General features: G+C 66.9%; 13 protein-coding genes and 5 pseudogenes. 6 read left to right on the top strand and 12 right to left on the bottom strand.

The window, feature by feature from the left end:
- Positions 1-134: 134 nt before the first annotated feature.
- Positions 135-254 (bottom strand): annotated as a pseudogene (locus OHA03_RS48070) (transposase); the annotation flags it as partial.
- A gap of 169 nt (positions 255-423) precedes the next feature.
- The gene (locus OHA03_RS33120) at positions 424-1,350 is read right to left on the bottom strand and encodes a LysR substrate-binding domain-containing protein (RefSeq protein WP_267007360.1); all 927 of its coding nucleotides are present in this window, start codon (positions 1,348-1,350) and stop codon (positions 424-426) included.
- Between the two features lie 138 nt (positions 1,351-1,488).
- Here OHA03_RS33120 and OHA03_RS33115 point away from each other — a divergent pair, with 138 nt between their 5' ends.
- Both OHA03_RS33115 and OHA03_RS33110 read left to right on the top strand, forming a co-directional pair.
- Positions 1,489-2,499 (top strand): aldo/keto reductase, encoded by a 1,011-nt coding sequence (locus OHA03_RS33115; RefSeq protein WP_267007359.1) that lies wholly within the window; start codon positions 1,489-1,491, stop codon positions 2,497-2,499.
- Between the two features lie 52 nt (positions 2,500-2,551).
- Positions 2,552-2,968 carry an SRPBCC family protein gene (locus tag OHA03_RS33110; protein ID WP_267007358.1) on the top strand — a complete coding sequence of 139 codons (417 nt, stop codon included), beginning with the start codon at positions 2,552-2,554 and terminating at the stop codon, positions 2,966-2,968.
- Between the two features lie 84 nt (positions 2,969-3,052).
- Here OHA03_RS33110 and OHA03_RS33105 read toward each other — a convergent pair whose 3' ends face one another.
- The 8 genes and pseudogenes from OHA03_RS33105 to OHA03_RS33070 all read right to left on the bottom strand — a co-directional run.
- Positions 3,053-4,366: an MFS transporter gene (locus OHA03_RS33105; protein WP_267007357.1), complete on the bottom strand. Its 1,314-nt coding sequence runs from the start codon at positions 4,364-4,366 to the stop codon at positions 3,053-3,055.
- On the bottom strand, positions 4,363-4,971 hold the full coding sequence (locus tag OHA03_RS33100; RefSeq protein WP_267007356.1) for a helix-turn-helix transcriptional regulator: 609 nt from the start codon (positions 4,969-4,971) through the stop codon (positions 4,363-4,365). Before OHA03_RS33100 ends, OHA03_RS33105 begins: the two co-directional genes overlap by 4 nt.
- A 98-nt stretch (positions 4,972-5,069) precedes the next feature.
- Positions 5,070-6,500 carry a selenium-binding protein SBP56-related protein gene (locus tag OHA03_RS33095; protein ID WP_267007355.1) on the bottom strand — a complete coding sequence of 477 codons (1,431 nt, stop codon included), beginning with the start codon at positions 6,498-6,500 and terminating at the stop codon, positions 5,070-5,072.
- Positions 6,501-7,136: 636 nt separating this feature from the next.
- The gene (locus OHA03_RS33090; RefSeq protein ID WP_267007354.1) at positions 7,137-7,781 is read right to left on the bottom strand and encodes a dihydrofolate reductase family protein; all 645 of its coding nucleotides are present in this window, start codon (positions 7,779-7,781) and stop codon (positions 7,137-7,139) included.
- Between the two features lie 268 nt (positions 7,782-8,049).
- Positions 8,050-9,217 (bottom strand): annotated as a pseudogene (locus OHA03_RS33085) (cellulose binding domain-containing protein).
- 183 nt (positions 9,218-9,400) lie between these two features.
- Entirely contained in the window at positions 9,401-10,585 is a 1,185-nt protein-coding gene (locus tag OHA03_RS33080; RefSeq protein WP_267007353.1) for an IS701 family transposase, read from the bottom strand.
- Positions 10,586-10,661: 76 nt separating this feature from the next.
- Positions 10,662-11,665, bottom strand: a pseudogene (locus OHA03_RS33075) (IS5 family transposase).
- 54 nt (positions 11,666-11,719) lie between these two features.
- Positions 11,720-12,961: pseudogene (locus OHA03_RS33070) on the bottom strand (beta-N-acetylhexosaminidase); the annotation flags it as partial.
- On the opposite strand from OHA03_RS33070, the pseudogene OHA03_RS33065 reads away from it, so the two are divergent.
- Positions 12,957-13,391: pseudogene (locus OHA03_RS33065) on the top strand (GntR family transcriptional regulator); the annotation flags it as partial. The pseudogenes OHA03_RS33070 and OHA03_RS33065 overlap by 5 nt on opposite strands.
- A gap of 289 nt (positions 13,392-13,680) precedes the next feature.
- On the opposite strand, the gene OHA03_RS33060 reads toward OHA03_RS33065, so the two are convergent.
- Positions 13,681-14,055, bottom strand: a complete 375-nt coding sequence (locus OHA03_RS33060; protein WP_267007352.1) for a hypothetical protein — start codon at positions 14,053-14,055, stop codon at positions 13,681-13,683.
- 238 nt (positions 14,056-14,293) lie between these two features.
- Between OHA03_RS33060 and istA the strand changes: the two genes are divergently transcribed.
- Together istA and istB are read left to right on the top strand one after the other, a co-directional pair.
- Positions 14,294-15,889 (top strand): IS21 family transposase, encoded by a 1,596-nt coding sequence (gene istA / locus OHA03_RS33055; RefSeq protein WP_267007351.1) that lies wholly within the window; start codon positions 14,294-14,296, stop codon positions 15,887-15,889.
- A complete protein-coding gene (gene istB, locus OHA03_RS33050) occupies positions 15,886-16,656 on the top strand; it encodes an IS21-like element helper ATPase IstB (RefSeq protein WP_267007350.1) in 771 nt (256 codons plus the stop codon). The genes istA and istB overlap by 4 nt, the downstream gene beginning before the upstream one ends.
- Before the next feature lie 69 nt (positions 16,657-16,725).
- On the opposite strand, the gene OHA03_RS33045 is transcribed toward istB, so the two are convergent.
- Positions 16,726-17,268: a DUF6882 domain-containing protein gene (locus tag OHA03_RS33045; protein WP_267007349.1), complete on the bottom strand. Its 543-nt coding sequence runs from the start codon at positions 17,266-17,268 to the stop codon at positions 16,726-16,728.
- Between the two features lies 1 nt (position 17,269).
- Here OHA03_RS33045 and OHA03_RS33040 point away from each other — a divergent pair, with 1 nt between their 5' ends.
- Positions 17,270-17,410, top strand: coding sequence for a hypothetical protein (locus tag OHA03_RS33040; protein ID WP_267007348.1), 141 nt, complete (start codon positions 17,270-17,272; stop codon positions 17,408-17,410).
- Positions 17,411-17,623: the final 213 nt, after the last annotated feature.

Raw genomic sequence — 17,623 nt, 5'->3', positions numbered from 1 at the left:
GTTCCGGGTATGGCTATGAGCTTGTCGCCGTCTGATGGCTCAAATGACTTGGCCGCCCGGAGCCCCGCGACGATCCAGTTGAGATCACTGTCGCTGTCGGCACGGGCGAGCAAGGTGGTGAAGGCCTTCTCCCAGGTGCCGTCGGCGGCCCATTTGCGCAGGCGGTTGTGGACACCTTTCCACGAGCCGAACTTCTCGGGCAGGACCGTCCGCGGGCGACCGGTGCGGTGCTTGAACGCGATCGCGTCGATCACCTACCGGTGATCACGCCACCGTCCACCCCGCTTCGGCATCCGGTCGGGAAGCAAAGGCTCAATCCGAGCCCATTGCAGGTCGGTTAAGGCCATGCCCAAACCCACGATCAGATGATCCGAAGGGCACGCCCGAGCAGCACAGACACCCACCGGGCACAGGTCGCCGTCCTCACGTCGCAGAGCCAGCCACCGGTTCCTCGCTCCGCGTCTCGTGCGACAGCACCGTCTCGCGGAACGAGGAGACAACCGGGCGCAGGTCGATGTCGTGCCAGACGGCCCACAGGTGAACGGACGCCTCGTGCCAGGGCAGTTCACGTACCACCACAGCATCCGTCACACCTCGCACCATGCTCTTCTGCACCAGAGCCAGGCCAAGGCCGGAGGCGACAAGGCCCAGCGCTGTCAGAGGCTCCGGAGCGTCGAGCCGGATGTCGGGGGTAAAGCCGGAGGCAACACATGAAGCGACGAACGCGTCCCGCCATCCCGGATCGCCCTCTTCCTCGATGGCGATCCATGGCTGACTGTCCAGGTCCTGAGCCGTGACCGCGTCCTGTGCGGCCAGCGGATGGCCGGCCGGAAGGACGAGCAGCAAGGGGTCCTCCAGCAGGGGCGCTGCCCGCAGCACAGGATCGTCGCTGTCTGGTGGTTCCCGTACCAGGGCGATGTCGAGGCTGCGCTGGCGCAGCCCTTCGAACTGCTCCGAGGCGGCCATGTTGTACAGAGCGACGTGAATACCGGGACGCTCCTCCTGCAGGCGGCGCAGCGCACCGGGAAGCACACCCGTGTGCATGGCGTCGGGCGCGTAGCCGATGCACAAGCCTCCCTCTTCCCCGCGGCCCAGCCGGCGGCCGAGGTTCTCCAGGCGGTCGGCGTGGCGCAGGAGCGCTCTGGCCTCGCTCAAGAACACTGCACCGTCACGGGTCAGCCGGATGCGCTGCTGGGCGCGCTCGAACAGGGTGAGGCCGAGCTTCTTCTCGAGCTGGGCGATCTGTCGGCTGAGCGGGGACTGCGAGATGTGGAGCTGTTCTGCGGCGCGGCCGACGTGTTCGGTGTCGGCCACGGCGATGAAGTAGCGAAGTTGCCGCAGGTCAAGCATGTAAGACCTCAAGGGACTCAAGTGTGCCCAAGGAAGTCTTGGACAGTCTGATATCCCCATCTTAATGTCGAAGAGGAAACAACGACGGACCGGCTGAAGGGCCGGAATTCCGGCTTCCCCTCTGTACAAGGACCTGCCATGAGCATCACATCTCTCCTTCCCGACCGTATTGGTTTCGGCACTGCGCCCTTGGGCAATATGTTCCGCGCCATCCCGGATGAGGAGGCCGCCGCGACTGTCCAGGCCGCATGGGACCAGGGCATCCGCTACTTCGACACGGCCCCGTTCTACGGCGCGGGTCTGTCCGAGACACGCCTCGGTGCTGCTCTCGCCGGAAAGGACCGGGACCAGTACGTCCTGTCCACGAAGGTGGGCCGCGTGATCCTGGACGAGCTCGAGACGGGTTCTCGTGACTTCGGCGAGAAGGGCGGCCTGTTCGAGCACGGGAGCCCCAACAAGATCGTGCACGAGTGGACCGCCGAGGCCACCGAGCGTTCGATCGAGGGAAGCCTGAAGCGCTTGGGCGTGGACCGGTTCGACATCGTCTGGGTGCACGACGTCGCCCAGGACTTCCACGGCGACCTGTGGCTGCAGAAGTTCGAGGAGGCCCGCACCGGAGCCTTCCGCGTGCTGTCCCGGCTGCGGGATGAGGGCGTCATCAAGGCGTGGGGGCTGGGCGTCAACCGGACCGAGCCCATCGAGCTGACCCTTGCCCTGGATGAGCCGCAGCCCGACGGGTTCCTCCTCGCCGGTCGCTACTCACTGCTGGACCACGAACACGCCCTTCAGCGGCTGCTGCCCATGGCCGCCGAGCACGGAGCCGACATGGTCGTCGGCGGCCCCTACAGCTCCGGCATCCTGGCCGGCGGCACCCACTTCGAGTACCAGGACGCACCCCCGGAGATCATCGAAAAGGTCCGGCGGATCAAGGACATCGCCGACCGGCACGACGTGAGCATCAAGGCCGCAGCCCTGCAGTTCGCCCTCGCCCACCCGGTCACCGCCGCCGTCATCCCCGGCGCCACCAAGCCCAGCCGCATCGCCGAAGACCTCTCCGCGCTGCACGAGAACGTCCCGGCCGACTTCTGGGCCGAACTCCGCAAGGCCGGCCTGGTCAGCCCCCAGGCGCCGCTCCCGGGCAACGCCTGAGTTCTTACGCAACCACCGTTCCCGAAGAACAAACGAGTTCTGGAGAAAGATCATGACATCGACATCAGTAAGCCGGGTCGTACCGGCCTCCCCCGAGCGCGTGTGGCAGCTGATCGGCGGCTTCGATTCGCTGCCCGACTGGCTCCCCTACATCCCCGAGAGCACTGCTCTGGAGGGCGGCCGCGTCCGCAGGCTCGCCAACCCGGATGGAGAGGCCATCGTTGAGCGCCTCGTGGATTTCAACGAAACGGAACGTCACTACAGCTACGCCATCCTCGAAGCGCCCTTCCCGGTCGTCGGCTACATCTCCACCCTGCGCGTGCATGAAGTGCCCGGTCGGAAAGACGTAGCCGAGGTGCAGTGGTCCGGACGGTTCACCCCCCAAGGGACGGGCGAGGACGAGGTAGTCACCCTGTTCACCGGGATCTACCGCGACGGCCTCGACGCCCTCCACAAAACACTCAGCTGAACCGGGCGACCGCGGCCCGGCACGTACGTGCCGGCCGTCGGGTTCGGGAGGTCTCCACTCCGACCCGGATGGTTCCGCGGCGGGTCAGGAAGGCAATGGTCGCGCGTCCGAGTCCGTGTCGCTGTCTGGAGCTACCGGATTGTCGGGAGTCAGGGAGTGGATGCGTGGTATCGGCGAGGGCAGCAGCCAGAGCAGCGACAGCGCTCCACCGACGGCAGCGATGAGGAGGGTGGCCCGGAGGCCGATGAGGGTGGCGAGGAGGCCGCCGAGGACGGCGCCCACAGGGCGTATGCCGTAATTGATCGTGCTGTACGCGCCGGCGACGCGACTGCGCATGCCATCGGGGATCACGTCTGCCTGAAGGGAGTTGAGGTTGACGTCGAAGAGCATGACGCCGACGCCGGAGAGGAATTCGGCCAGGGCCAAGGCTCCGGCGCGAGCCCAGAGGGGGCCGCCCGCAGCAGCGGCGATGGCGATCGGCGCCGGGAACAACACAGCGCCCACGACGATGCTGCGGCCCACGCCGAGCCTGCGCGAGACCTTCGGGGCGATCACCGCACCAAGGAGCGAGCCGGTGGCGCCGATCCCGAACGCCATGCCGATGACTCCAGCGGTCAGCCCGAGGTTCCGGTTGGCGAACAGCACGATCAGTCCACTGCCCGCGACAAAGGTGAAGAAGTTGACGGTCGCCGCGCACCCGAGGCTCGCCTGCAGCACCGGGTGACGGACGACGAACGCCAGTCCCTCCCTGGCACGCCGCAGCAGCGGGGGTGTCGCTCGGTCAGGCTCGGCCGGCGGTTCGTCGATCGAGACCCGACCGACCAGAATCGCGGAGGCCAGGAACGTCAGGGCGTCGACGACGACCGCGACGGGAGCGGTCAACGCCTGGACCAGAGCACCACCGATCGCCGGTCCGGCGACGTATGACGCTGACCGGCTGGCACTGAGCTTGCTGTTCGCGTCGACGTAGGACGACCGGGGCACCAGGTGGGCGAAGAAAGGCGGATAGGCGGTGTTGAACAGCACCCCTGCGGCGCCGGTCAGTAACGCCACGGCATACAACTGACTCAGCGTCACCGCCCCCAGCAGATAGGCAGCGGGGAGGGAGAGCAGTACTGCGGCGCGCACCAGGTCGGCGAGAACCATCAGGCACCGCTTGTGGACACGGTCGTCCACCCAGGCACCCAGGACGATCGCGAGCAGGTTCGGGGTCCAGATGAGCGCGGTCAGCCATGCCACCTCGTTCGCCGAAGCGTGCAGCGCCCCCACCGCAATCAGTGGCAGGGCCAGTTCGGTGATCCGGTCGCCGAACTGCGAGATCGACTGGCCGGCCCAGAAACGGCGGAACCGCTGATCACGCCACAGCGATACGGGTAATGCCTGGTCCGTGGCGCTCATGACGTCCCGCCGGTGTGATCCTCGGCGCCCTCGGGCAGGACGTAACGCAGCAGCCGAACACCACGGCCGTCGGCCGGGCACGCGGCCTCGTCACGCGTCACGTAGGGCGCGAGGACGCGTTCGATCGCGTCCTCGATGGCGGCGAGTTCGTCAGCGGAGACGACGACGCGGGTGTTGGCCAGACCCGCAAGCCGCCCCCACGCCGGTTCGAGCTTGGGCTCGACCTCGGCAGCCCACCGGTTCGGCAGGTCTCCCGAGCGCAGGAACATCTCCCGGGACAGGACCCGCGCGGCCGACCTGCCCTCCTCGTCGTCCGGGTCCTCCGGCACCTCGAACCGGAAGCCGCGCGCCACCGCCTCCCACCGCCGCTGGCGACGGTCCGGGCCGGGCTCGGCGTCGCGGACCAGGCCGAAGCCCGCCAGATGCCGCAGATGCCAGCTGGTCACCGACGGGGTTGCCCCCACATCAGGCGCGAGTTGCGTCGCCGTCGCCGGCCCGTGCCGCTGAAGGCGTTCGAGGATCGCCAGCCGCACCGGGTGCGCCAGCGCCCGCATCGCCTGCGGATCAGTGATCTCGATATCGCCCAGACGATTACCAGAATCCATAACGTGAGAGTTTCCTCTCACATATTGTGAGAGTCAAGTCTCATATCTCGGAACTCATTGCGCAGTTCCATGATCGGGCAGTCGCGGAGCGCAAGCGGTCAGCGGCGGTAGCAGTACGAATCCGAGGAGGCGTCGCCGCCTTGCAGGCGCGTCTGGTGCACGCGCAAGCCCAGGAAGTCCGGGCCGTGCGGGAAGAATCGGCTGTCGACGGAGAGTCCGCCGTGCGAGGTGTCGGCATCGAGTTTGACCATCCACGGGTCGATTCCCGCCGGATAGAACTGCGCGTCCCAGGCGGAGTACAAGGAGTTCGTCAGGTAGACACGCCGCCCGTCGCGGCTGAGTTCGACCATCTGCGCTCCACCGGTCAGCGGAATGTCCGGCTCCGCGGGATGCGGCTGTCGGCCGACGATGCCGCCGAGACGCATGGACGCGGTCTGCCTCGGATGGAACGGGTCGCTCACGTCGTACTGGAGCAGCTCCCCGGTTCCCCAAGCGGATACATACAGCCACTGGTCGTCCACCGACAGATCAATGTCGGTGATCAATGGGGGCACGGCGCCGAACGGCTGCAGCGCCGGGGGCAGGTCCTCCGTTTGCGCGGGCTCGGCAGGGATGGTGATCACCTTACGGACCACGAAGTCCTCGCCCGCCCGGTTCCACAGCCACACCGACGCCGACAGGTCCTCCACGTTGACCACGGTGTTTGCGAACCCCCACGCTGCCTCGGGGTCGTGCGCGGGACGCAGCTCCAGCACCATCTGGTTCTCATCCCCCAGATCGACACGCTGCAGGTGCCGACCGGAGTCCAGCTCCCAGAAGTGCAGCGAGTGGCCGTACTGGCGACCCAGCAGCAGTTCGGGAACAAGGCCGTCCTCGATCATCGATGGGGTCCCCCACTCGCTGGTCACGGCGATGTTCTGGCGCAGATGCCACCAGACGTCGTAGGCGAACCGCTGCGGTCCGCGGTCGCTCTCCCAGGCTCGCAGCACTTCGAAGCTTTCGTGGTCGAGAAGCGCGACGCCGCCAGGCCCGTCCGCACCGTCCGCGCCGCCCAGGCAGGACAGGAACACTCCGTCAGGGCCGCAGTGAAGTGTGTGCGGACGCGAGTATCCGGCCTTGGCTGCCAATTCCTCGGGCTCGACCACTTTGACCAGGCGCGGGCGGGCGGGATCGGGGCTGGTGTCGAAGACGTGCAGCCGGGAGGAGCGCAGTCCCGGGACGATGAGGTAGCGCCGCGCAGCGTGATGATGACCGGCATGCGCCAGCGCGCTCGAGCAGGCGTTCCAGCCGAAGTGGTGCAGTTCGTTGCCCAGGCCGGGCAGGTCGGCGTGGGAGGTCACGCGGCCGTATGCGGGGGATTCGGGGTCGGTGCCGACGGTGAACAGCGCGTCCGCGCGCTGGGCGGTCGGGTCGAAACCGACGACATAGGCGAGCTTCTCCGGGGGCGCGGCCACGGCGTCCGCCGGAGTGCGGTACAAGGTCGGGTCACTGTGGTCGTCGCGGTCGTGAGCGTGCTCGGTCGTCGTCATGGCTGTTCCTTACTCCCGAACGGGAGCCTGGGTCCAAGGGGACTCCCGCAAGCAGCCGGGCTCACCCGTTCGAGATCGATGTGCAGACGCGGGACAGATATGCCATAAAACGAGCGTTTCACAGCCCCGGAGCCCTGCCAAGGCGGCAGCGTGGGGCGCGGACCGCCTCACTCTGCGGCTCGTCTCTGGCACGCCCGACTAGATGCTGTCCGGTCGATCGATCAGGCCAGATCAGCGAGCAACGTCTGACACGGCCGACTGGCAAGGCGGCCGGAAGGCCCGGTGTCCGCTCGGCGCCCCCGCTCTTTTTCCACCGGCTCGTCATGGAGCACGCTGCCGATGTGTCCTGCCGGACGGTGCGGCGCTACGTCTCCGACCGGAAGCCGGAGATCCTCGCGGCCTCGGGCATGGCCCCGGTGGAAGCGTTCGTGCCGCAGACCCACCTGCAGGGACAACCGTGCCAGGGTGGAGACCGACCGGTGGATCGCCTTCGACGCGCACTGCAACATCGAGAGCTTCTATTACCGCCCTGGCGTCGAAGGCGCCCGGCTGACCGCCCGTGGCGCGACTCGACGGCCCGCCTCAGGGCAGCCCCGGGAGGCAAAACAGCCGGTCGGGGCCAGCCCTGAGGACCGGTCACTTTCGCCAGAACAGGTGGTGCTTCACCCCGCTCGGGCTGGGAACGACCTCCAGGTGGAACCGGTCGAGCAGCTCATCGGGGGACTCCCAGAGTCGTACTCCGGACCCGAGCTTCACCGGCGAGACCGCCACATGCATGGTGTCGACGAGGTCGGCGTCGAGAAACTCTCTGATGGTGGTGCCCCCGCCGCCGAGTCTGACGTCCTTGCCCTGCGCCGCCTCCCGGGCCTGCTCGAGGACCGTGGCAGGGTCGCCGTCGACGAAGTGGAACGTGGTGTCGGAAAGCGTGAACGAAGGACGCTTGTGGTGGGTCAGGACGAATACCGGGGTACGGAACGGGGGCTCGTCACCCCACCAGCCCTGCCACTCATGGTCGTGCCAGGGCCCGCGCTGGGGCCCGAACTTGTTGCGGCCCATGATCTCGGCACCGATGTTGCGCGCGTAATCCCGCGTGAGGTAGTCGTCCAGGCCCCGGCTCCCCCCGGGGTCGGTGCGCATGGGCCAGCTCGCCGTGGCACCGGCCCAGGCGAACAGTTTCTCGGGCTCGACATGACCGAACGGCCTCTCGAGGGACTGGTCCTCACCGGCACCGATCCCGTCACTCGAGACGTTGAAGTTCTGGACTCTCAGTAGCTGAGCCACGTGCTCCTCCTGTGTTGTCGACAACGGTGGTGAGACTTGCCGGGCCGGGAAAACTCATCGCTGCCTCCGTGACCGGTCAAGAACTGGGTTGCCCAGTTTCCCGACCTGTGAGGTTTACGCGGTTTGCGGCCACCAGGTAGAAGGTACGTGGTGACGATTGTCCAGTCGTCGTCCGCGACGGTGGTGGAGTCACGGATATGGCTCTGCCCGGACTGCTGACGTGGCTGCAGGAGCGGGCGCCCGTTCTGTACGCCCGCTCCTGCACCGGTCAGCTCGCCGGAACGGTGTCCTCGAAGGTGGTGCCTGCCTGCCGGTAGGCGTTGATCCTGGCGGCCACCTGGGCGGGGGTGAGGACCTGGTCCTTGACGTGCAGGACGTAGTCGACACCCTCGTCGTACGCGCGCGCGGTGGTGCTGGTTGACGGCTTGCCAGGGATCAGGGTTGTACGTCTCCCAGGATGTTGTGTAGAGGATATTGCCCGTCTCACCCCAGCCGCCGTTGGGCAGATACTCGAAGTCGTACTCCGAGTAGTCGTCGGCCATTGGCGCCTTGAGGTCGTTGATGGTGAAGAAGGTCCGGACGAGGTGGTCGCCGTCGGGTCCCGACTTCGGCGCGTCGCTGAACTTCACCCGGGCCGCGTAGGTGCCGTACTTGAACTTCATCGACTTTGTGAGGACTTCGGTCTGCTTGGTGGACTCGCCGGTCCCGGACGACGAGGTCTCCAGGTTCATGAGGGAATTGCCGCTCTCGGTGGAGAAGGTGACGTTCTGCGGCGACCATGTCGCGCCGGGGACGCCGGGGCCGCCTGAGTTGGAGCGTACGTTCCAGCCGTGCTCCGAGAGCTTTGCGTCGCTGTGGCTGGTGTAGTTGAAGTCGTCGAAGAGCGTGGCGCCGTCGCCCGGGGGGTCGGTGGGCGGGTCGGTGGGGCCGCCTGGGTCGTTGCCTTCGGGGGCAGTGCCCCACTCGAGGCTTGAGCCGACCTGGGCGGTGACCTTGTTCCAGTCTCCGTACGAGTTCTGTGCGGCTCCGAAGGAGTAGTCGTCGCTCTGCTTCACACTCTGCCAGTTGGACTGGTAGAAGCGCAGCTGCAGGTCTCCGCTGTCGGCGCCCGGCGCGAGGGATCCTGCCCCCGAGGTGAAGCCGACCTCGAGGTAGCGATCGGCGGTGGCGGTCGGATGGGCGAGGGTTCCGAAGGTTCCTGTGACGTTGGCACAGCCCTTGACCGCCCAGGAACATGCGAACCTGTACGTGCCGTCCGCCGAGTCCGCCCTGAAGTAGTAGCGGACCTTGACCTGGCTGAGCTGCAGGGAACTGTTGCCGGAGTTGATGACCTTCAGCCAGGGCTCGCTCTGGTCAGCCGTGGCGCCCGATGCGCCGGTCTTGTATTGGACCGTGTGGGCTCCTGCTGCGCTGGCAGTCGACGGCAGCGCGAGCAGTCCTGCGCAGCCGAGACCTAGTACTGCAACGGTGTTTGTTCTGACTGGTGGGCAGGTGTTATGGGCTGTGTCCTCGTCGTTTGTGGTGGCTGACGCGGGCTTGGTGTTGTCGTCTGCGTCGCCATGTCGACCAGTGCAGGATGTGGTCGACAGGCGGGGGCTGCCGGTGGGTGAGGCGAGTGATCAGGCGTCTGATCTCGGCGAGGCTGAGGTGGATGAGCTGGGAGGATCCGTTTCTGCTTTCTCCGTATCGAGTTCGCGGGCCCGCAGGACAGTCAGGCAGGCATGGACGGCCATGGACAGCGTCACGTGGCGATGCCAGCCGGGATAGCGGCGGACTTGGTAGTCGTCCAGGCCGCACTCCTGCTTCGCGGTCTGGAAGCACTCCTCAACAGCCCACCGGCTGCCTGCTATTGAGATCAGCTGGTCCAGCGTGGTCCCGGCGGGACAATAGGCGATGTAGTGGGAGATCTCCTCAGGCCGGCTGACACTGCGGCGGGCGATGACCCAGTGCCGGCGGTCTTCGCGATGCCAGGGCCGGACCTCGACGCGAGCCCAGTCATAGACCCGCGGGCCATGCGCCCCCGCGCCGCACGAACGGCGTTTCCACTTCTGCCGTGGCAGGCCGGGGAACAGATCACGAACGGGATGGTCCATGGCCCAGCGGGTGACGACGGTGTCGTGCCGGGTGGTGGCCATGACATGGAAGACATCGGCCTGTTCCAGCTCAGAGCGCCAGCTCTTGCTGTAGCCGTACCCGGCGTCCGCCGTCACCCATCCGAACGGGATCTTGTTGCTGATCGCCCGGCGGACCATCGCCTTGGCCATGGCCACCTTCGTCTCGAAGGCGATGCTGTCGTCGATGCCGGCTTGCCGGCATCGCTCACGGTCGTCGGTCCAGGACGTGGGCAGATACAAGCGGCGGTCGATCAGCGTGCGTCCGCGGGCGGTGGCGTAGGCGAGGAAGACGCCGATCTGGCTGTTCTCGGTGCGTCCGGCGGTGCCGGAGTACTGCCGTTGCACGCCGGCCGAGCGGGTCCCCTTCTTGAGGAAGCCGGTGTCATCCACGATCAGGACAGCGTCCCGATCTCCGAGATGTTCCACGACGTAGTCGCGCACGTCGTCCAGAACCTCGTCCGCCTCCCACTCGATCCGGTTCAATAGCCGGTGAATGCGGTCAGGACCCGTGTGCCCCGCTTCTTCCGCGAGCGTCCAGCCGTTCTTCCGCTCCAGCGGAGCAATCAGCCCTCGCATATACGCAAGCGCCGAATCCCGCGGCTCCTGCCGGTTGAACCGGTGCACGAACCGCTCGTGCACGGCACTCAGTTCCCCGGCCCACAACCTGACATCAGCAAGGTCCCCACCCATAACCAGACCAACGACGAAGCTGGCCACCAGTCACGGCAAACACCGTTGCAGTACTAGGGCGCGTATCGAGTCGTGATCAATGGGTGGTCCGGGTGAGGTCTTTGATCCAGATCATCGAGGCGCGCAGGTGGAGGCCGGCGAGGTAGCTGTCCGGTGTCTTGTCGTAGCGGGTGGCGATGCCTCGCCAGGCCTTGAGCTTGTTGATCAGGCGTTCGACGGTGTTCCGCTCTTTGTAGAGGTCCGCGTCGTGACTGACGGGCCGGCCGCCCCTGCTGCCCTTCTTCGTCCGATTGGCGGCCTGGTCCTTCTTCTCCGGGATGACTGCCTTGATGTGGCGTTTCCGCAGGTGGGCCCGGTTACCGCGGGACGAGTAGGCCTTGTCCCCGGCGACCGCGTCCGGCCGGGTGCGGGGGCGGCCGACGGGCCCGCGGACCCGTATCTTCCCCAGCACGGGGATGAACTGCGGGCTGTCGGCGGCCTGTCCCGCGGTCAGGACGAACGCCAGCGGGCGGCACTTGCGGTCGGCGGCAAGGTGGACCTTGCTGGTCTGCCCACCTCTGGAGCGTCCGAGGAGGGCGGCCTTCAGTCGGAGTTTTCGGCGACGCCGGATGCGTCGTCGCTCTTCCCGCTCGGGATCGGATTCTGTGTCCGGCCCGGTTTGTTCTTCGAGGCCGCCCCCTTTGATCTGGCCTTCTCCTCCTCGGCGGCGGCCTTCTCCAGCGCGGCGACGACGTCCTGTTCCAGATGCATCCCGGCAGCGTCGTGGTGAGCCCGCGCGGTGGTGGAGTCGACGCTGACCAGGGACAGGTCTACCTCGCCCCGCTTCGCGGCTTCCGCGATCAGGCCCTCCAGCAGGGCCTCGAAGACCCCCGCGTCACGCCACTGCCGGAAGCGGTTGTGGACGGTCGACCAGGCACCGAACTCCTTCGGCATCTCCCGCCACTGCCCGCCCGTCTTGAACCGCCAGATCACGCCCTCGAACTGCTGCCGAAGCCGCTCGGGATACGGGCCGTACTCGCCGATGGGCAGGTACGGCTCGATGAACTCCCAATCCGTGTCCGCCAGTTGCACTCGCGTCATGCAAGAACATCTACCGGTCCAGGCACCGCCGCGAGGGCGAATCCCGCAGATTGATCACGACTCGATACGCACCCTAACGCCGTGGCGGCTGCCAAGACGGTGTGCATCCGGCTCTTCGCTCTTGTTGTCACTACGGTGTTCTCCTTCATGGGGGGTTGCGGGGGTTCTCGCGCGGGACCTACAGGGGGCGGTACCGGACGCCGAGCGCGTCCAGGCGGCTTTCGTGCAGCCGCATCCGGGCGAGGAAGTCCGCCCAGCCGGGCTCGTCCGACCAGGCGCGGTCGGCCAGGGCGCACAGCCGGGGGAAGCTGAGGTATTCGAGGTGGGCGGGGGTGGTGGCGAACTCGGTCCACAACTGGGCTTGCGTACCGAGCACCTGTGCTGCGGCCTCGTCCTCCCAGTCGGCCGGGGCGGGGCGGTAGGTGTGCACGGACTTCAGGTCGACGACGGCGCCGGGCTGGGCGGGTGGTTCGGACTGGGCGTAGTCGAGGTAGGTGGAGCGGTAGTGGGCCATCACGACCTGCTGGCCGCGCCGAGCCGCGGCAAGGCCGTGGGACGGGTCGCGCCAGGTCGTCACGGTGAACTCGGGCGGCAGTTCGGTGCCGGTCTCGGCCCAGCCCATGGGGCGCCGGCCGTGGCCCGTAAGAAATTCCCGATGCGGCCCATGAACCAGCCGTGCAGTGCCTCGGGGCCCGCCAGTCCCTCGTCCTCAACCCTGCGGTGTGCGTCCGCGGAGGCCGCCCACTCGACGGTGGGGCACTCGTCGCCGCCGACATGGATATGTGATGCGGGGAAGACGTCCATGACCTCTTCGAGGACGGTGCGGCAGAAGTCCAGGACCAGGTCGTGGACGCCGAGGGTGGTGTCGCACACGCCCCATTCGGTCCATACACCCAGGCGCCGTTCGGGGCGGTTGCCCAGCTCGGGATAGGCGGCGATGGCCGCGCGGGCATGTCCGGGCATCCCGATCTCGGGCACGATCGTGACGCCCCGCGAGGCGGCGTACGCGACGAGTTCGCTGAGCTCACGTCGGGTGTAACTGCCGCCGTGCGGCGTCCCGTCGTACACCCCGCTGCCCGAGGGGCCGACCATCGACTGGGCCCGGTGGCCACCGATCTCGGTGAGTTCAGGGTAGGCAGAGACCGGCATTCGCCAGCCCTGGTCGTCGGTGAGGTGCAGCTGCAGGACGTTGAGCTTGTGGAAGGCCAGCAGGTCCACGTAGCGGCGTACGAAGGAGACCGGCTGGAAGTGACGGGCCACATCGAGCATCGCTCCGCGCCAGAGGTGGCGTGGCACCCCCATTGCCATCGAGCATCTGCATATCCCGGCAGAGCTCGTACCCGATCTGTCGGAGCAGGAACTGGAGGCCGGCGACCTCTACGAGCACCTGAGGGATCATCACCAGGTGCATGTCCATGAGGCGGTCCAAGCCATCGAGCCCACGGTCGTCACGCAGGCAGAGGCCGCTCTGCTCGGTGTGCCCGAACTCTCCCCCGCACTGCTCTTCGAGCGGCTCACCACCGACACCAGAGGGCGCCCCGTCGAATACGTCCACTCGCTCTACCGCGGCGACCGCTACCGCATCGTCTCCCGGATCACCCTTGGTCCCGCGCCCGCCGTCCCCGAGGCGCGCAGCGAACACCATCCCGGCATTCCGCCAGGGGATTTCGCACACCGCGATCCCATCTCCTCGTCCACTGTCGGAGATGTCCAGTCAGGCAGGTAGCACAGGTCGGTCAGGAACTTGACGCTGACACGAAAGCGGCGTGCCACCATCGTGTTCTCACTCTGAGTACGAGTGTGAACGCGACCAATTCCGCAGGCCCCGGACCACGAGGTCCGGGGCCCTGCCATACGGTGATGGGTTACTCGTCCTCTTCGAGGCAGTCGCGGCAGTCGCACTCGCCACCGTGGCCGCAGTCGCAGCCGCACGAGTGGGCGGCCCTCAAGCAGTAGCAGATGCAACCGCTCTCGCCGCAGGGCTCGGTGTGCCAACTCATGGGGTCATCCTCTCGTCAGCGGCAGCGCGGCAGATGGCGGCGGCCGCGGTTGGGTCCCTGGGCCATGAGGTCCGGGACCCAGTCGTGCGGTGAGGTCTGGGCGAGCGTGGTGGCGAGCTTGCCGTCCTCGGCTTCCATACCGCCGAGCTGGGCCTTCCCCCGGTGCGCCACCTCGACCTGATAGAGCTTCTCGCCCTTCGGGACGTCGTCGACGGCGACCTTGAAGATGCAGCACCCCTCCGCATACTTGGAGGAGCCAAGGTTGCCGGTGGTCGCTACTCCCCCAGCGGCGTCGTGGACGGTGACGCAGGTTCCCTCGGTGTGAGCGGTCAGAATTTTCCCCGCGATCTGCATGATCAGCGTCAGGTAATTCCCCACCCTCGCGGTCACGGTTCCCCACTGGGGCGCTGACCAGTGACGGTGCCGCTGACCATGCTCGAACCAGCCTGATGTTCCCCGTATCGGGTGGTTTGAGCTGCTGTTGGATCTTCCTTGCGAATCGGTCGGGTTCCCCATGGGCATGCCGGTGTCCGGGTTGAGGGTCCTGTCCTCTCGGAGTCGTCGCGGTCCCTTGACCTGCGAGCCGAGAGGTCAACGGGCACACCGGATGGCAAGGAGAACATTCACCGTGGTCGATATCGTCGAGATCTACGTGCACTGGTACGCGGGCCGGTCCAAGAGTCAGGTGTCCGCCTCGCTGGGGGTGGACCGCAAGACGATCCGAAAGTACTTGGCGCCGGCGGAGGCGGCCGGGATCACCCCGGGCGGGCCGCCGATGAGCGAGACAGACTGGGCCAAGCTGCTCAAGAGCTGGTTCCCGGAGCTCGCCAGCCGGAAGCTGAACCAAGTCAGGTGGGGAGAGATCGAGCCGCACCGCGAGTACGTCAAGGACCTGCTGAGGACCACGACAGTCACCACGATCCGTCAACGGCTGTGGGACGAAGGCAAGTTGAAGGTGTCGCTGTCGACGTTCCGTCGCTGGGCAACCGAGAACCTGCCCGACGAGACGGCCCGCGCCAAGGTCACGGTGCTACGAGACGACGTCGAGCCGGGCTCGGAGGCCCAGATCGACTACGGCTTCCTGGGGCAGTGGTTCAACCCAACTACCGGTAAGCGGCACCGGATTTGGGCGTTTGTGTTGGTGCTGCCCACCTCGCGGCACATGTTCGTACGCCCCGTGCTGAACATGGATCAGCACTCGTGGACCGTCTCGCACGTGGAAGCCTTCCGCTTCTTCGGCGGCGTCCCGCGGCGTCTGGTGCCGGACAACCTCAAGACCGGAGTGGACAAGCCCGACCTCTACGACCCGCAAATCAACAAGTCGTACGCCGAACTCGCCACGTATTACGGCGCGTTGGTCGATCCAGCGAGGGCTATTCATCCAAAAGACAAGCCCAGAGTGGAGCGGCCGATGCCCTATGTTCGTGATTCGTTCTGGAGCGGGCGCCAGTTCACCTCGCTGGAGCACATGCAGGCCGAGGCCCTCCTCTGGAGTAGGAACGTAGCTGGTCAGCGGCAGTGCCGGCCGCTGGGCGGGGCGAAACCGCTGGCGGTCTTCGAGGCGGTGGAAGCCGAAGCCCTGCTGCCGCTGCCGCCCGAGCCGTTCGTGCTGGCCAGATGGTCGAAGGCCGCGGTCGGTCCGGACATTCACGTCAAGGTTGGCCGCACCTTGTATTCGGTACCCTGGAAGCTCGTCGGGCGGCGCGTCGACGTCCGCTCCACCGCCACGATGGTGCAGATCTTCCACGAGGGCGAGCTGGTCAAGACGCACGCCGCCCTGGAGCAGGGGAAACGCACCGACAGAGGCGACTACCCGCCCGAGAAGATCGCTTTCCAGATGCGGACGCCGATCTGGTGCCGCGGCCAAGCCTCGCAGGTCGGCGATTCCTGCCGGGAGGTGATCGACCAGCTGTTGGAGGTCAACGCGCTCTACCGGCTCCGGGCCGCCCAAGGGGTCCTCGGCCTGCGGAAGAAGTACGGCGACACACGGCTGGAGGCCGCCTGCAGGAAGGCGACCGCCGTCGGGGACCCGTCCTACCGCACGGTCAAGGGGATCCTGGTCGCCGGCACCGAGACCGACCCCGAGCCGGACACCGGCGACGCAGGGGCCGCGGCCTTCCTGCACGGACCCGAGGGACTGTTTGCCGCCGACATCCCCGCCCAGAGGCCAGTCGAACTTCACGACGACCAGGGCCACGGCGATGCCGAGGAGGCCACCCGATGAGCGTGATGACCACCGCCCTGCGCGAGTCGCTCAAGACTCTGCGACTTTCGGGGATGCTCGAGACGCTCGACGCCCGTCTCACTCAGGCCCAGGGCGGCGAACTCGGCCACCTGGACTTCCTCCAGGTCCTCTGCCAGGACGAGATCACCCGCCGTGAAACCGTCGCCCTCGAACGGCGCCTGCGCCGGGCCAGGTTCGAGCAACAAGTCACCTTGGAGGGCTTCGACTTCCACGCTTCTCCGAAGCTGCCCGCCGCCCAGATCCGTGACCTCGCGGCCTTGCGCTGGCTCCACTCCGGCGAGTCCGTAATTTTGTTCGGACCCGTCGGCGTCGGGAAGACACACGTCGCGCAAGCTCTCGGTCACCAAGCCATCCGGCAGGGCGCCAACGTCCGCTTCGCCAAGACCAGCCGGATCCTGGGCGAACTCGCGGGCGGCCACGCGGACCGCACCTGGGACAAGCGCATGCGCGACCTCATCCGTCCCGACGTGCTCATCCTCGACGACTTCGCGATGCGCCAGCTGTCCGCTTCCCAGGCCGATGACCTCTACGAACTCGTCTCCGAGCGGCAAGGCCGATCCTTGATCATCACCAGCAACAGGGCTCCCAGCGACTGGTATCCGCTCTTTCCCAACCCGGTTGTCGCCGAGTCGCTCCTGGACCGGCTGATCAACGCCAGCCACCAGATCATCATGAACGGCCCCAGCTACCGCCCCAACAAGCGGCCGCGAAACCCCGGCGACAAAAACGGAACGGCACCCTCATAAGAGGACAGGCCGCAGAGTCAGCGGGTCGCGCCTGGGCCCTGAAGAGCCCAGGCGTCGGGCATGGCCAGGCTAGTTGATATTGATGTTGAAGGTGGAAACACTGCCGTCTGCGGCGGTCAGAGTGACCGGACCGAACGTGATGATCACGGCGGAGTTGTTCCCCGGGCCCTTGTAATAGCCGATCGCTTTGGTGACCCGAACGGCCAAGGCCACGAGTGACGAAGCAGCCTTCTCATCAACTTCGATCTTCGGCTGGGCGAGGTGGGGATGCCCGTGAGCTTCCGCCCAGTCCCGGAAGATGCCAGCGTCGCGGCTCATCTCGGGGAGGATGCTCGTGTTGGCCCAGGACCACAGCCATGAGCCCGAGGTGTGGCTGAAGCTGCCGAGGATCTGCGCCGGTGCCGTCGCCGTCTTATCGGGGAACGTCCAGGTGATGATGCCGGTCGTCTGATCGAGATCCCAGCGATCCGCAGATCCCAGCCCCCAAGACATGTGCGCACGACCCAGCTGGTCGATCATGTCCTCACCCTGCAGCAGCAACGTGCTCAAGTCGGCTCTCTCTCCGGCCTGACCAGCACTCTCCGCTTTCTTGGCCCGCTTGAAAATTCCCATTTTGCGGAGTCTGCCAGAGGCCACCAACCAGTCGACGATGGCCCCTCGCACCCGACACTTCACCACCGACAAGCTGGGGAATTACGTGACCAACCGGCCGGGGAAATACGTGATCGTCGACACCTCGGCGCTGTCGTCGTAGCTCCGGGTTCCCTTGCAGCCGGTGTCGTCGGTGCGAACGACTCCGTCAGCGAGGGCGAATGCGCCGGTGAGTGAGAACGTGGCCGGTTGGTCGTCGCCAGTACCGGCCATGATGGCCCAGGCAGCCCCGACGCTGCCTGCCCCCTACGACCAGGCCTACGAGACCTGCGATTGCGGGGTCCACCTGCCGCTCGGCGGGCAGTGCTGCAGGCGC

It is taken from the genome of Streptomyces sp. NBC_00154 (assembly GCF_026342835.1).
In the GTDB taxonomy this organism is placed as follows: domain Bacteria; phylum Actinomycetota; class Actinomycetes; order Streptomycetales; family Streptomycetaceae; genus Streptomyces.
This window is presented reverse-complemented; position numbering and strand designations above follow the sequence as displayed.